This window comes from Vogesella facilis, assembly GCF_042648525.1.
GTDB lineage: Bacteria > Pseudomonadota > Gammaproteobacteria > Burkholderiales > Chromobacteriaceae > Vogesella > Vogesella facilis.
Genome location: NZ_JBHRXN010000031.1, coordinates 101,688 through 115,358, shown reverse-complemented (window position 1 = coordinate 115,358; position 13,671 = coordinate 101,688). Strand labels below are relative to the sequence as shown.

Here is a 13,671-nt window from a genome sequence, read left to right as displayed (position 1 = left end):
GAGCGCCGGCACATTGCGGCCGGGCGGCAGATTCAGGGACAATGACCGCCTTGCATTGACCCTGCCGCGGGGCGAACCGCACGGCCAGCCCCCGGCCCACCACAGCCACCGTCAATAGGCGCGATACACACATGATTACCCTGTACGGCATTCCCAATTGCGATACCGTCAAGAAAGCCCGCCAGTGGCTGACTGCGCAGCAACTGGACTTCACCTTTCACGACTTCAAGAAACAGGGCGTCGATGCCGCCCTGCTCAGCCGCTGGGTCGACGACATCGGCCTGGACAAGCTGATCAACCGCGCCGGCACCACCTGGCGCACGCTCAGCGACGCAGAAAAGGCGCAAGCGGCCAACGTGGCTGGCGCCATTGCCCTGCTGCAGGCCAAGCCGTCCATCATCAAGCGCCCGGTGCTGGACAACGCCGGCCAGCTCAGCGTCGGCTTCAAGGCCGAGCAATGGCAGGAGGCGTTCGGCAAATGAGCAGCACTCTCGAACTGACCCAGCAACTGATACAACTGGATTCCATTACCCCGCGCGACGAAGGCTGCCAGGAGCTGATGATCGCCCGGCTGGAAGACATGGGCTTCACCATCGAGCGCATGCCGTTCGGCGATGTCAGCAACTTCTGGGCGCACCGCGGCCATGAAGGCCCGCTGCTGTGCTTTGCCGGCCATACCGACGTGGTGCCCACCGGCCCGGTGGAACAATGGCAGAGCCATCCGTTCCAGCCCACCATCCGCAACGGCCACCTGTTCGGCCGCGGCGCCGCCGACATGAAAGCCTCGCTGGCCGCCTTCATCACCGCCACCGAGCGCTTCGTCGCCGCCAAGCCGCACCATGCCGGCACCATCGCCTTCCTGATCACCTCCGACGAGGAAGGCGTGGCCACCGACGGCAGCGTGCGCGTGGTGGATGCGCTGGAAGCGCGTGGCCAGCACATTGACTACTGCATCGTCGGCGAGCCGACCTCGGACCAGCGCTTCGGCGACACCATCAAGAACGGCCGCCGCGGTTCGCTGTCCGGCCAGCTGATCGTGCACGGCATCCAGGGCCATATCGCCTACCCGCAGCTGGCGAAGAACCCGATCCACCTGGCGGCACCGGCGCTGGCCGAGCTGGCCGCCGAGGTGTGGGACCACGGCAACGACTACTTCCCGCCCACCAGCTGGCAGGTATCCAACATCCATGCCGGTACCGGCGCCACCAACGTGATTCCGGGCCACTGCGACATCAAGTTCAACTTCCGCTTCTCCACCGAGCACACCGCGGAAACGCTGAAGGATCGCGTGCACCAGATCCTGGACCGTCACGGCCTGGCCTACGAGCTGCACTGGCAGCTGTCCGGCAACCCGTTCATCACCCAACCGGGAGCGCTGACCGACGCCATCGGCAGCGCCATTCACGAAGTCACCGGCGTGGAAACCGCGCTGTCCACCACCGGCGGCACCTCGGACGGCCGCTTCATCAAGCGCATCGCGCGCGAGCTGGTGGAGTTCGGCCCAATCAATGCCAGCATCCACAAGCTGAACGAATGCGTCAGCGTGGACGACATCGAGCCGCTGGCGAAAGTGTACGAAAAGACGCTGCACAAGCTGCTGAGCTAACACGCCAGCCGGCAATGCAAAAGCCGCTCCTACGGGAGCGGCTTTTTGTTGCTGCGGCCAACGTTGGCCGCATCACGCCAGATTGCGGCGCTCGTACATCGCCTGCGCCAGCGTGCCGGGGTCGACATGCTCCAGCTCGCCGCCCACCGGCATGCCGCGCGCGATGCGCGTCACCCGCAGCCCCTGCGCCTTGAGCATCTCGCCGATCAGATGCGCGGTGACTTCGCCTTCGGCGGTGAAGTTGGTGGCGATGATCACCTCCTGCACCTGGCCGTCGCTGGCCCGCGCCAGCAGTTTTTCCAGCTCCAGATCCTGCGGGCCGACGCCATCCATCGGCGACAGCCGCCCCATCAGCACGAAATACAGGCCATCGTAGCTGCGCGACTGCTCCAGCATCAGCAGGTCGGCCGGCATTTCCACCACGCACAGCAGGCCCTGCTGGCGCTCGGCATCGGCGCAGACATTGCACAGCGGCACCTCGCTGAAGGTGTTGCAGCGTTCGCAGTGGCGCAGGTTCAGCAAGGCACTGTCCAGCGCGCGCGCCAGTTTGTCGGCACCGGCACGGTCTTTCTGCAGCAGGTGAAAGGCCATGCGCTGCGCCGACTTGGGGCCGACCCCCGGCAATACCTTGAGCGCGGCGATCAGCTGGTCGAGCGAGGGAGGATTCTTCATGGACATAGTGATGGTCAGCCACGGACACACAAAACACGGCGGCAGGCCGGCGACACCGTCGGCTTGCCGGCTCCGCCAGCGCGAAACGCGCCGCCAAAACAAAACACACGGCAACCGCGGCTGGCGCCGTGTCTGCCGTGTGCAGCGGAAAGCAAAAGCGGCTTAGAACGGCAGCTTCATGCCGGCCGGCAGGTTCATGCCGGCGGTGAAGCCGGACATGCGCTGCTGGGTGGTCTCGTCCACCTTGCGCGCAGCGTCGTTGAACGCGGCGGCGATCAGGTCTTCCAGCATGTCTTTGTCTTCCTTGGCGTCTTCCAGCAGGCTGTCGCTGATGTTGACGCGGCGGATGACGTGCGCGCAGCTCATGGTGACTTTCACCAGGCCGTTGCCGGCCTGGCCTTCCACGTCGACATGCGCCAGTTCTTCCTGCGCCTTTTTCATGTTGTCCTGCATTTGTTGAGCCTGCTTCATCAGGCCCGCGATACCGGCTTTGCCAAACATCGTGTGCTACTCCTGAACGGGTTGTATGGTTTCGGCCAGCAGCATGGCGCCCATATCGCGCACCAGTTGCTGTACCAGAGGATCGTTTTCCATGTGTTGGCGCGCCACGGCCAACTGTTCCCGGCGCGAACGCGCATCGCGCATCGCCGGGGTTTCCATATCCAGTGTTTCGACGCTGACGCGCAGCTGCACCGCCAGGCCCAGGTGAGCGGACAGCACCGCCTTGAGCTTGTTCTGGTAGTCCAGCCCGCTCAGGTTGCGGAAGGCCTCCGGCACCGCCAGCTCGAAAGCCTGGCCATCCCACTGCTTGAGCGCGGCATTCTGCGCCAGCATGCGCGCGGTGCCCATCTTGGCGCTCAACATGGTGACCAGCGCCGGCCAGTCGCCATCGAAACGGGGCGTATCGTAGCTGCTGGGCGCGGCGGCGTCATCTTGAACATAGGCCGCCAGCGCGGCCTCGTCATCCATCAGATAGCTGGGCAGCTCGGTTTCCGGCTCGCGCTCGTCGTCTTCCGCCGCGTCCGGCTCGGCCACGGCCGGTACGCTCACCACGGCTACGGGCGCGGCGACGGCAGCCACCGGTGCGGCGGCGGGAGCCGCAACGGCAACCGCTGGCGCCTCCTCCCACGGCGGTGGCGCTTCCGGCGGCGGCGCCGACTGCACTGACAGCGCTACGTTGGCCGCAGGTCTGGCTGCCGCCCGCGCGGGCTCGGGTTCGGGTTCGGCTGCCGGCGCCTTGTCGGCCGGCGGCACGCTGCGCTCGCTCTTGCCACTCATCTGCGCCAGCAATGCCTTGAACGGCGACTCGCCGCCACTGGCGGGCTGCGCCGCTGGCGGTGGCGTATTCGGGGCCGGTGCATTCGCTAGCGCCGGGCGGGCGCTCGGCAGCGGCCGGGCGGCGCTGTCACCGGCATGCAGCGGGTGAAAGGCCAGCATACGCAGCATGGTCATGCTGAAGCCGGCGTGTTCGTCCGGCGCCAGCGCCAGGTCGCGACGGCCATGCAGCGCAATCTGGTAGTACAGCTGGATGTCTTCGGCGCCGATGCGCTGCGCCAGCGCGAACAGTGCGTCGCGCTCCGGCTCGTCGGCGGCGATGGCCGCCGGCACGCTCTGCGCCAGCGCCAGTTGGTGCAGCAGGCTGGCCAGCTCGGCCAGCGCGTTGTCGAAGCCGATGCCGCGTGCGGCCAACGTTTCCACCTCGGTCATCAAGCGTGCGCCGTCGGCCTCGGCCAGCGCATCCAGCAGGCTGAACAGGTAGCGCTTGTCCACCGCGCCCAGCATGGCGCGCACGCCGTCTTCGCGCACCTCGCCCACGCCGTAGGCAATGGCCTGGTCCAGCAGCGACAGCGCGTCGCGCATCGAGCCGGCGGCGGCGCGGCCCAGCAGCGCCAGCGCCGGCGCCTCGTAGCTCACGCCCTCGACGTCCAGCACGTGCGCCAGATGGCCGGCCACCTGCTGCGGCGTCATGTTGCGCAGGCTGAACTGCAGGCAGCGCGACAATACCGTAACCGGCACTTTCTGCGGGTCGGTGGTGGCGAGGATGAACTTGACGTGCGCCGGCGGCTCTTCCAGCGTCTTGAGCATGGCGTTGAAGGCACTCTTCGACAGCATGTGCACTTCGTCGATGATGTACACCTTGAAGCGGCCCATGGTCGGCGCGTACTGCGCGTTCTCCAGCACCTCGCGGATATTGTCGATGCCGGTATTGGAGGCGGCGTCAATCTCCAGCAGGTCGACATAGCGGCCGCTGTCGATCTGGCGGCAGGCCTGGCACTCGCCGCACGGCTCGGCGCCGGTGCCGGTTTCGCAGTTCAGGCTCTTGGCCAGGATGCGGGCGATGGTGGTCTTGCCCACGCCGCGGGTGCCGGTGAGCAGGTAGGCGTGGTGCAGCCGCGACTCACGCAGCGCGTTGGACAGTGCGCGTACCACGTGCTCCTGGCCGACCAGGTCGGCAAAGCGCTTCGGGCGCCACTTGCGGGCGAGAACTTGATAAGTCATAGCGGGCGATTCTAGCAGTTTTTGCGGCGGATCCGACACCTGGCACCACCGCCGGCACGCGGCGGCAAGCTAGTTGGCCGCAGGCTGGGCCGGGGTGTAGCGCGCCGCCAGGTAGCGGTTGCGGATCTCGGCGGCCAGCTCGTGCGTCACCATCGCGTACAGCGTGCTCTTGTTGTAGCGGGTGATGGTGTAGAAGTTGTTCAGCCCCAGCCAGTAGCGGGTGTCGCCCGGCGCCACCTCCAGTGGCACCAGCACCGCCAGCGCATCGTCGCGCACCGTGGCGCTCGGGATCACCCCGCGTGCCTTCAGCTCGGCCACGGTGTAGTGCAGGTTGAACTTGTCGGCCACCAGCGCGTCGATGGCGGCTCCCGGGGTGACTTCGGCCGGGATCACCACATCGTCGCCGCCCAGCCAGCCGTGCAGTTGGAAGTAGTTGCCCACGCTGCCGATGGCATCGGCCGGGTTGTTCCAGATGTCGCGATGGCCGTCGCCATCGAAATCCACCGCCCATTTGCGGTAGCTGGACGGCATGAACTGCGGCATGCCCATCGCCCCGGCGTAGCTGCCTTTCAGGCTCAGCGCGTTGACGTTCTCGCTGCGCGCCAAGCGCAGGAACTCGGCCAGCTCGCCGCGGAAGAAGTCGGCGCGGCGCGGGTAGTCAAACGCCAGCGTGCTCAGCGCATCGGCCAGCCGGTAGTTGCCGGTGACGCGGCCATAGCGGGTCTCGATGCCGAGAATGGCAACGATGATTTCCGGCTCCACCTGATATTGCTGCTGCGCGCGCAGCAACGCTGCCTCATTCTGCTGCCAGAACGTCACGCCGTCCTGCATCAGCTTGTCGCTGTAGAAATTGGGGCGGAACTGGTACCACGGCCGCGCGGTGGACGGTTTGTCCATCACCGCGATGATGTTGGGCTTGGCTTCGACATTGGCGAACACCGCCTCCAGCTCGGCACGGTTCAGCTCGCCGCCGGCCACCTGCTCGTCGATGAAACGCTGTACATCCGGGCGCATCAGCAGCGCCACATCCGCCTGGGCAGAAGAAATGGCGGCCAGGGCGGCCACCAGGGCCAATCGGCGCAAGGCACGCATGGAAAGCTCCTGCAGGTTGGCCGCAAGCCGTGGCGGCTTACGGCTGGTCATTGAAATTGAGCGCGCTGGAAACCAGCCGCGCGGTGATGTCGACGATGGGAATCACCCGTTCGTAGTCCATGCGCGTCGGCCCGACCACCCCCAGCGTGCCCACCACCTGGCCGTTGAGGCGGTACGGGGCGATCACCACGCTGCAGTCGTCCAGCGGCAGCACACCAGACTCCTCGCCGATGAACAGGTTGACGCCGGGCGCGCGCCGGCTCTGCTCCAAGAGCTGCAGCAGTTCAGTCTTGCGCTGGAAGGTATCGAACAGCTCGCGCAGCCGCGACAGGTCGCTGGAAAAATCGCTAACCGCCAGCAGCCGGCCTTCGCCACGGATCACGATATCGTCGCCACCCGGCAGCGCCTGGCGGCCGAACTGGATCGCCGCCGCCATCAGCTCGGAAATATTGCCCTGCAGCTGGCGCAGCTCGGTTTCCACCCGGCTGGCCACGCTGTCCAGTTGCTGGCCGGCGTAGTGCTGGTTGAGGAAGTTGGCCGCCTCCACCAGCTCGCTCGGTGTGTAGTCACGGCTGGTATGGAACAGGTGGTTCTGCACGTCGCCGTCCAGCGTCACCAGGATCAGCAGGATACGGCGCTCGGACAGGCGCAGGAACTCCACCTGGCGAAAGGCGGCATCGGCGCGCTGTGGCGTCATCACCACCCCGGCGAACTGCGTCAGCTCCGACAGCATCTGCGACGCGGTCTGCACCACCCGCTGCGGGCTGTCCGGCTGGATGCCGCTTTTCAGCTCCGCCAGCGTCGGTGCGGCCAACTGCTGCACGGTGAGCAGCCGGTCGACAAACATGCGGTAGCCGCGCGGCGTGGGAATGCGCCCGGCCGAGGTGTGCGGCGAGGCGATCAGCCCCATCTCCTCCAGATCGGCCAGCATATTGCGGATGGAGGCCGCCGACAGATCCAGGCCGGACACCGCCGCCAGCGTTTTGGAGGCTACGGGTTGCCCGTCGGCGATATAACGCTCGACCAGCACTTTCAGCAGATGTTGCGTGCGTTCGTTCAGCATAATCGGCATTCTTGCACAGCTGGGTCGCTTCCCAAAAGCCCCTGTCAATGCGGCCAAGCACCGCCGCCACCGGCTTGGCCGCATGCTGTTTTGTGCGATAATCCGCCGATTGGTTCATCTCCCGGCGTCACCGCGTGTGGCGCGCATACATCGTTGATTTGCATTTTTATTTGGCACGCCAGATGAAAATGTACATAATCAAAAAAACTTTCCTGATACACCCCCGTTAGAATTGAATGGAGCAAGCATGGCAGCCGAAGACAAGAGCAAAGCCCTAGCCGCGGCCCTGGCACAGATCGAGAAGCAGTTCGGTAAAGGCTCGATCATGCGCATGAGCGACAACCAGATCACCGAGAACCTGCAGGTGATCAGCACCGGTTCGCTCGGCCTGGACCTGGCGCTGGGCGTCGGCGGCCTGCCCCGCGGCCGTGTGGTGGAAATCTACGGCCCGGAATCCTCCGGTAAAACCACGCTGTGTCTGCAGGTGGTGGCCGAAGCGCAGAAACTGGGCGGCACCTGCGCCTACATCGACGCCGAGAACGCGCTGGACCCGCAATACGCGCAGAAGCTGGGCGTATCGGTGGAACAGCTGCTGATCTCGCAGCCGGACACCGGCGAACAGGCGCTGGAAATCGCCGACATGCTGGTACGCTCCGGCGGCGTGGACGTGATCGTGGTCGACTCGGTGGCCGCACTGGTGCCGAAGGCGGAAATCGAAGGCGAAATGGGCGACAACCACGTCGGCCTGCACGCCCGCCTGATGAGCCAGGCACTGCGCAAACTCACCGGCAACATCAAGCGCACCAACACCCTGGTGATCTTCATCAACCAGATCCGCATGAAGATCGGCGTGATGTTCGGCAGCCCGGAAACCACTACCGGCGGTAACGCGCTGAAGTTCTACTCCTCGGTGCGCATGGACATCCGCCGCATCGGCGGCATCAAGAAGGGCGAGGAGATCATCGGTAACGAGACTCGCGTCAAAGTGGTGAAGAACAAGGTCTCCCCGCCGTTCAAGCAGGCCAACTTCGACATCCTGTACGGCGAAGGCATCAGCCGCGAAGGCGAGATCGTCGAGCTGGGCGTGGAGCACGGCTTCATCGAGAAATCCGGCGCCTGGTACAGCTACAACGGCCAGAAAATCGGTCAGGGCAAAGACAATACCCGCCTGTGGCTGAAGGACAACCCAAGCATCGCCCAGGAAATCGAACGCAAGATCCGCGAAGCGGTCGGCGTGAAAGTGGAAATCACCGAAGGCCAGCCGGATGAAGACGAGCTGGTTGACGACACCTTCGACGCCTGATGGCTGAAACCGGCAAAAGCCTCAAGGCGCGAGCCGTCGATCTTCTGTCCCGCCGCGAGTATTCGCGGCTGGAACTGAAGCGGCGGCTCGCGTCTTTTGCCGAATCGGCAGAAGAGCTGGATGCCCTGCTCGACGAGTTGGCCACCAACCGCTGGCAATCCGATAGCCGTTTTGCTGAGCAGTTCGCCAGCAGTCGTGCGCGCAAATACGGCAACCGCCGCATCGAAATGGAAATGCGCGAGCGCGGCATCGACCGCGACACCATCCGCGACACCTTGTCCGGCCAGGATGAACTGGCCACCGCGCGCGAGCAATGGCGCAAGAAATTCGGCCAGCCTCCGGCCGATGCCGCCGAGCGCGCCAAGCAGATGCGCTTCCTCGCCGGTCGCGGCTTTGGCATGGACATCATTCGCAAGGTCATCGCCGGCGGCGACGACTTTGCGGACGGTGAATAACGCATCGCAACAAAGTCGCCACCCGCATCGCCGCCGCAACCCTTGCCAGCCTTGGCAAGGGTTGCCACAATCGAGCCGAGACCTTTGCGCCCTCAGCTAACGATGTCAGGGCGCGCGAAGCCAACGATCACGAAATCAACGCCCAATACCATGAAAACCTCAGAAATCCGCCAGAAGTTTCTCAGCTTCTTTGCTTCCAAGAACCACCAGGTGGTGGCTTCCAGCAGCCTGATCCCGGGCAACGACCCGACACTGATGTTCACCGTCGCCGGCATGGTGCAGTTCAAGGACGTGTTCCTCGGCTTTGAAAAGCGCGACTACACCCGCGCCACCACCAGCCAGAAATGCCTGCGCGCCGGTGGCAAACACAACGACCTGGAAAACGTCGGCTACACCGCGCGCCACCATACTTTCTTCGAAATGCTGGGCAACTTCAGCTTCGGCGACTATTTCAAGCGCGACGCCATCACCTTTGCCTGGGAGTTTCTCACCGGCGAACAGTGGCTGGCGCTGCCGAAGGACAAGCTGATGGTTACCGTGTACGCCAGCGACGACGAGGCGTACGACATCTGGCACAAGGAAGTGGGTCTGCCGGCCGAGAAAATCGTGCGCATCGGCGACAACAAGGGCGCGCCGTACGCCTCCGACAACTTCTGGACCATGGGAGACACCGGCCCCTGCGGCCCGTGTACCGAGATCTTCTTCGACCACGGTCCGTCCGTGGCCGGCGGCCCTCCGGGCAGCCCGGACGAAGACGGCGACCGCTTCATGGAAATCTGGAACAACGTGTTCATGCAGTTCAACCGCGACGAGACCGGCACCCTGCATCCGCTGCCGAAGCCGTCGGTGGATACCGGCATGGGCCTGGAGCGCCTGTCCACCGTGCTGCAGGGCGTGCACTCCAACTACGAAACCGACGCGCTGGCGCACCTGGTGCGCGCCGCGGCACGCGAAACCGGCGTGGCCTACAGCCAGGACGTGCCGTCGCTGAAAGTGATCGCCGACCACATCCGCGCCTGCTCGTTCATGATCGCCGACGGCATCCTGCCGTCCAGCGACGGCCGCGGTTACGTGCTGCGCCGCATTGCGCGCCGCGCCATCCGCCACGGCTACAAGCTGGGCCAGAAGGGCCTGTTCTTCCACAAGATCGTCGCCGACCTGGTGACCGAGATGGGCGATGCCTACCCGGAACTGCGCCAGCAGCAGGCGGTGATCGAAGACGCGCTGCGCCAGGAAGAAATCAAGTTCGCAGAAACCCTGGATACCGGCATGGCGCTGGTGGATGCCGCGCTGCAAGGCGGCAAGACCGCCATGGACGGCGACACCGTATTCAAGCTGTACGACACCTACGGCTTCCCGGTGGACCTCACCGCCGACATCTGCCGCGAACGCAATATCGCAGTGGACCTGGCCGGTTTCGAGCGCGCCATGGAAGAACAGCGTACCCGCGCCCGCGCCGCCTCCGCCTTCAAAGTCGCCGGCAACGTCAGCTATGACGGCGCCGACACCACCTTCCATGGTTACAACAGCAGCAGCGTCGATGCCAAGATCATCGCCCTGTACAAGGGCACCGAGCCGGTAGCAAGCCTGACCGCCGGCGACGAGGGCATCGTGGTACTGGACAACACCGCATTCTACGCCGAAGGCGGTGGCCAGGTCGGCGACGTGGGCGAGATTTCGGTTGCCGGCGGCGTGGGCGCGCTGTTCGACGTGGCCGACACCCAGAAGATCAAGTCCGCGGTCTTCGGCCACACCGGCCGCCTGGACCGCGGCACGCTGACGGTGGGCGATACCGTGCAGGCCACCATCGACCTGCACAAACGCCAGGCCACCGCGCGCAACCACTCCGCCACTCACCTGCTGCACGCCGCGCTGCGCAAGGTACTGGGCGGCCACGTGGCTCAGAAGGGTTCGCTGGTGAATGCCGAGCGCACCCGCTTCGACTTTGCCCATGGCCAGCCGGTAAGCGCTGAGGAGATCGCCGAGATCGAGCGCGTGGTGAACCACGTGGTGGCGGCCAACTACGAAGTCAGCGCCCGCGTGATGGCTTTCGACGACGCGGTACGCGCCGGCGCCATGGCGCTGTTCGGCGAGAAGTACGGCGATGAAGTGCGCGTGCTGAGCATGGGCGACTTCTCCGCCGAACTGTGCGGCGGCACCCACGTTGGCCGCACCGGTGACATCGGCTTCTTCAAGATCGTGTCCGAAGGCGGCGTGGCCGCAGGCGTGCGCCGCATCGAAGCGGTGACCGGCGAAGGCGCCGTCGCGCACATCCAGGCCCAGGACGCGCTGCTGAAAGCCGCTACGACCAACCTGAAGGCACAGAGCAGCGACGAAGTGCTGGCCAAAATCGGCAGCCTGCAGGGCGACCTGAAGGCGCTGGAAAAAGAGCTGACCGCACTGAAAGCCAAGTTGGCCGCATCGGCCGGCGAAAGCCTGGCCGAACAGGCGGTGGAGGTGAACGGCGTGAAACTGCTGGCCGTCGAACTGGAGGGCGCCGACAACACCGCCCTGCGCGAGACACTGGACAAGCTGAAAGACAAGCTGGGCTCGGCGCTGATCGTGCTCGGCAGCAAGTCCGACGGCAAGGTAGCACTGATCGCCGGCGTGACCAAGGACCTGACCGGCCGCTTCAAGGCCGGCGAGCTGGTAAACCACGTCGCGCAGCAGGTGGGCGGCAAGGGTGGCGGGCGCCCGGACATGGCCCAGGCCGGCGGCACCCAGCCGGAACACCTGGCCGCGGCGCTAGCCAGCACCCGTGACTGGGTGGCCGCCAAGTAAGCTGCGCCCAAGCTGTTCACACTATAACGGCTACCCGCGGGTAGCCGTTTTTCTTGCCTGTCGCCAGCGATGGGCCACACTGAGAGCAGCCCGGCCACTCCCCCACCGAGGTGTCCCATGCGCCCGCTCATCCTGCTTGGCTGCCTGCTGTCGCCGTTGCTCGCCTCCGCGGCACCGCTACTGACCGTTACCGAGGACTGGCCACCCTACAACACCCTGCACGACCCGCAGCAGGCGGATGGCGCCTATGCCCGCGTGGTGCGTAGCGCGCTGCAGCGCAGCGGCCTGCCCAGCAGCATCCAGGTCTATCCGTGGGCACGCAGCCTGGCCCAGACCAGCCTGCGCCCGGACACACTGGTTTTCGCACTGGCCCGTACCGAAGAACGGGAGACGCAATTTGTTTGGATCGCCCGCCTCGGCGAAGTGGCCGTCTACCTGTGGCACCGCCCTGGCCTGCCGCAGCATAGCCTGCAGCAGGCACGCGACTGCTGCAGTATCTGTGTCGTACGGCAGGATGCCAGCGAGCAAAGCATGCGCGCGGTCGGCTTCGCCCCGCCGCGCCTGACCGTGGTCGACAGCCATGCCGACTGCCTGCGACTGGTGCGCAATGGCAGCATCGACTACCTGGCACAATCCGCCCCGCCCCTGCAGATGCTGCTGCGACAGCAGGGCCAGACCCGCAACAGCCTGCGGCGCGGCCCGCTGCTGCAGCGCTACAGCGTCTACCTGGCCGCCAGCCGCGGCACCCGCCCCCGGGTGGTACAGGTGCTGCAACGGACGCTGCAAGCCATGCAGGCGCGAGGCGAAAGCCGCAAGATCATCACCGCCACCCTGCAGCAGGCCGGCATTCAGCCCTGATGGCGGCCGCTAGCGCCGCCACCACCAGCTGGTATCCGGTGGCAGGTCGCCCTCCGGCAGCACCGGGTTGGCAAGCTGGAACACCCGCCGCGGGTGGGTGCGCAGCTCGGCGATTTCCGCCGCATAGTAGCGCTCGAACAGGCGGCGCCAGGAGCCATCGGCCAGCGCCAGACGCAGGCCGCGCTCGATGCTGCGCGCTAGCGCCAGATTGTCCTTGCGCACCCAGAAATACACCGGGTAGGGAAAATACAACGCCAGTGCCGGCTCCAGCATCAGCTGCGGAAACTGCAGCCGGCGCTGCTGCAGTTCGCGGCGTGCCTCGTTGAGGCCGCGCGGGAAGGCATCAAAGCGGCCTGCGGCCAACATGGTGAACAGATTTTCGTAACCGGAAGCCTTGACCACCGGCAGGCCATTGGCCTCCATGATCGGCACATCCGCCCAGGCCTCGTTCAGGCCGAAGTTCAGCCGGCGCAACCCGTCCAGGCGCAGATCAAGAAAGCGCTGCCGTGTGGCGGCGCGGATGATCAGCACGCGAAAGCCCACCATACCGCGGCTGATATCGATCTTCACCGGCAGCATGTGCACCTCGCGCTCGCGGTTGGTGCCCAGGGCCAGCACGTTGATGGCGCCACTGCCCTGCAACAGCGCCATGGCGCGCTCCTGCGACAGCTCTTCGCCGAATGGCTGCAACGACGGCGCCTCGCCCGGATGCGCGTGCGCCAGAGCCAGTTCCAGCACCTTCCAGCGGTATTCGTAGATCGGGCCGACCGGAAAATAGCGCAGCGGCTGCGCCGCCATGCTCGCTTGCACGCTCAGCAGCAGCAACAGCCAGCACAGCGCCCGGCGCAGATGCCCGGCCCAAGAGGCGCTCACAGCGACTTGCATCATCACCCCACATGACTACGTGTTAGCAGCATCGCCAATCGCCTGGCGGCATGGCCCTGTCGATTCCATATGCAAAAGCCCACGGTAAAAACCGTGGGCTTATTGTCTTTGGCTCCCCGAGCTGGGCTCGAACCAGCGACCTGCGGATTAACAGTCCGTCGCTCTACCAACTGAGCTATCAGGGAACACGTCTTGCATGAAGACCGGCACTGCCGATGCTTCCAAATTGTTTGGCTCCCCGAGCTGGGCTCGAACCAGCGACCTGCGGATTAACAGTCCGTCGCTCTACCAACTGAGCTATCAGGGAACATTTCCTGCATGAAGCACCGGCACCACCGATGCTTCCAAATTGTTTGGCTCCCCGAGCTGGGCTCGAACCAGCGACCTGCGGATTAACAGTCCGTCGCTCTACCAACTGAGCTATCAGGGAACATTTCCTGCATGAAGCACCGGCACC

12 protein-coding genes and 3 tRNA genes are annotated in these 13,671 nt (G+C 65.3%); 6 read left to right on the top strand and 9 right to left on the bottom strand.

Features of this window, described 5'->3' with window-relative positions:
* Positions 1-131 precede the first annotated feature (131 nt).
* Together ACFOLG_RS11770 and dapE are read left to right on the top strand one after the other, a co-directional pair.
* Positions 132-482, top strand: coding sequence for an ArsC family reductase (locus ACFOLG_RS11770; protein ID WP_386091948.1), 351 nt, complete (start codon positions 132-134; stop codon positions 480-482).
* A complete protein-coding gene (dapE, locus tag ACFOLG_RS11765; RefSeq protein ID WP_386091946.1) occupies positions 479-1,606 on the top strand; it encodes a succinyl-diaminopimelate desuccinylase in 1,128 nt (375 codons plus the stop codon). Before ACFOLG_RS11770 ends, dapE begins: the two co-directional genes overlap by 4 nt.
* Before the next feature lie 72 nt (positions 1,607-1,678).
* On the opposite strand, the gene recR is transcribed toward dapE, so the two are convergent.
* From recR to hrcA, 5 genes are all read right to left on the bottom strand, one after another.
* A complete protein-coding gene (gene recR / locus ACFOLG_RS11760; protein ID WP_386091944.1) occupies positions 1,679-2,278 on the bottom strand; it encodes a recombination mediator RecR in 600 nt (199 codons plus the stop codon).
* A 162-nt stretch (positions 2,279-2,440) separates the two neighbouring features.
* The gene (locus tag ACFOLG_RS11755) at positions 2,441-2,779 is read right to left on the bottom strand and encodes a YbaB/EbfC family nucleoid-associated protein (RefSeq protein WP_386091942.1); all 339 of its coding nucleotides are present in this window, start codon (positions 2,777-2,779) and stop codon (positions 2,441-2,443) included.
* A 6-nt stretch (positions 2,780-2,785) separates the two neighbouring features.
* The gene (dnaX, locus tag ACFOLG_RS11750) at positions 2,786-4,777 is read right to left on the bottom strand and encodes a DNA polymerase III subunit gamma/tau (protein ID WP_386091940.1); all 1,992 of its coding nucleotides are present in this window, start codon (positions 4,775-4,777) and stop codon (positions 2,786-2,788) included.
* 69 nt (positions 4,778-4,846) lie between these two features.
* On the bottom strand, positions 4,847-5,869 hold the full coding sequence (gene mltB, locus ACFOLG_RS11745; RefSeq protein ID WP_386091938.1) for a lytic murein transglycosylase B: 1,023 nt from the start codon (positions 5,867-5,869) through the stop codon (positions 4,847-4,849).
* Positions 5,870-5,906: 37 nt separating this feature from the next.
* Complete coding sequence (gene hrcA, locus ACFOLG_RS11740; RefSeq protein ID WP_386091936.1) at positions 5,907-6,932, bottom strand: heat-inducible transcriptional repressor HrcA; 1,026 nt, start codon at positions 6,930-6,932, stop codon at positions 5,907-5,909.
* Between the two features lie 247 nt (positions 6,933-7,179).
* On the opposite strand from hrcA, the gene recA reads away from it, so the two are divergent.
* The 4 genes from recA (at position 7,180) to ACFOLG_RS11720 (ending at position 12,329) form a co-directional block, all read left to right on the top strand.
* Positions 7,180-8,235, top strand: coding sequence for a recombinase RecA (gene recA / locus ACFOLG_RS11735; RefSeq protein WP_386091934.1), 1,056 nt, complete (start codon positions 7,180-7,182; stop codon positions 8,233-8,235).
* Positions 8,235-8,690 (top strand): recombination regulator RecX, encoded by a 456-nt coding sequence (gene recX / locus ACFOLG_RS11730; RefSeq protein ID WP_386091932.1) that lies wholly within the window; start codon positions 8,235-8,237, stop codon positions 8,688-8,690. The genes recA and recX overlap by 1 nt, the downstream gene beginning before the upstream one ends.
* A gap of 150 nt (positions 8,691-8,840) precedes the next feature.
* Positions 8,841-11,471 carry an alanine--tRNA ligase gene (alaS, locus tag ACFOLG_RS11725; RefSeq protein ID WP_386091930.1) on the top strand — a complete coding sequence of 877 codons (2,631 nt, stop codon included), beginning with the start codon at positions 8,841-8,843 and terminating at the stop codon, positions 11,469-11,471.
* Positions 11,472-11,588: 117 nt separating this feature from the next.
* A complete protein-coding gene (locus ACFOLG_RS11720) occupies positions 11,589-12,329 on the top strand; it encodes a substrate-binding periplasmic protein (RefSeq protein WP_386091929.1) in 741 nt (246 codons plus the stop codon).
* Positions 12,330-12,338: 9 nt separating this feature from the next.
* Here ACFOLG_RS11720 and ACFOLG_RS11715 read toward each other — a convergent pair whose 3' ends face one another.
* From ACFOLG_RS11715 to ACFOLG_RS11700, 4 genes are all read right to left on the bottom strand, one after another.
* Positions 12,339-13,217, bottom strand: a complete 879-nt coding sequence (locus ACFOLG_RS11715) for a substrate-binding periplasmic protein (protein ID WP_386091927.1) — start codon at positions 13,215-13,217, stop codon at positions 12,339-12,341.
* Between the two features lie 106 nt (positions 13,218-13,323).
* A tRNA-Asn gene (locus ACFOLG_RS11710) sits at positions 13,324-13,399 on the bottom strand.
* Positions 13,400-13,445: 46 nt separating this feature from the next.
* Positions 13,446-13,521: transfer RNA gene (locus ACFOLG_RS11705), tRNA-Asn, on the bottom strand.
* A gap of 47 nt (positions 13,522-13,568) precedes the next feature.
* Positions 13,569-13,644, bottom strand: a tRNA-Asn gene (locus ACFOLG_RS11700).
* Positions 13,645-13,671: the final 27 nt, after the last annotated feature.

Bases quoted from the DNA above. Each gene is read 5' to 3' on its own strand.
- recR (WP_386091944.1), bottom strand. From the start codon at position 2,278: ATGAAGAATCCTCCCTCGCTCGACCAGCTGATCGCCGCGCTCAAGGTA.
- ACFOLG_RS11720 (WP_386091929.1), top strand. From the start codon at position 11,589: ATGCGCCCGCTCATCCTGCTTGGCTGCCTGCTGTCGCCGTTGCTCGCC.
- recA (WP_386091934.1), top strand. From the start codon at position 7,180: ATGGCAGCCGAAGACAAGAGCAAAGCCCTAGCCGCGGCCCTGGCACAG.
- ACFOLG_RS11755 (WP_386091942.1), bottom strand. From the start codon at position 2,779: ATGTTTGGCAAAGCCGGTATCGCGGGCCTGATGAAGCAGGCTCAACAA.
- dnaX (WP_386091940.1), bottom strand. From the start codon at position 4,777: ATGACTTATCAAGTTCTCGCCCGCAAGTGGCGCCCGAAGCGCTTTGCC.
- alaS (WP_386091930.1), top strand. From the start codon at position 8,841: ATGAAAACCTCAGAAATCCGCCAGAAGTTTCTCAGCTTCTTTGCTTCC.
- hrcA (WP_386091936.1), bottom strand. From the start codon at position 6,932: ATGCTGAACGAACGCACGCAACATCTGCTGAAAGTGCTGGTCGAGCGT.
- mltB (WP_386091938.1), bottom strand. From the start codon at position 5,869: ATGCGTGCCTTGCGCCGATTGGCCCTGGTGGCCGCCCTGGCCGCCATT.
- recX (WP_386091932.1), top strand. From the start codon at position 8,235: ATGGCTGAAACCGGCAAAAGCCTCAAGGCGCGAGCCGTCGATCTTCTG.
- dapE (WP_386091946.1), top strand. From the start codon at position 479: ATGAGCAGCACTCTCGAACTGACCCAGCAACTGATACAACTGGATTCC.
- ACFOLG_RS11770 (WP_386091948.1), top strand. From the start codon at position 132: ATGATTACCCTGTACGGCATTCCCAATTGCGATACCGTCAAGAAAGCC.
- ACFOLG_RS11715 (WP_386091927.1), bottom strand. From the start codon at position 13,217: ATGATGCAAGTCGCTGTGAGCGCCTCTTGGGCCGGGCATCTGCGCCGG.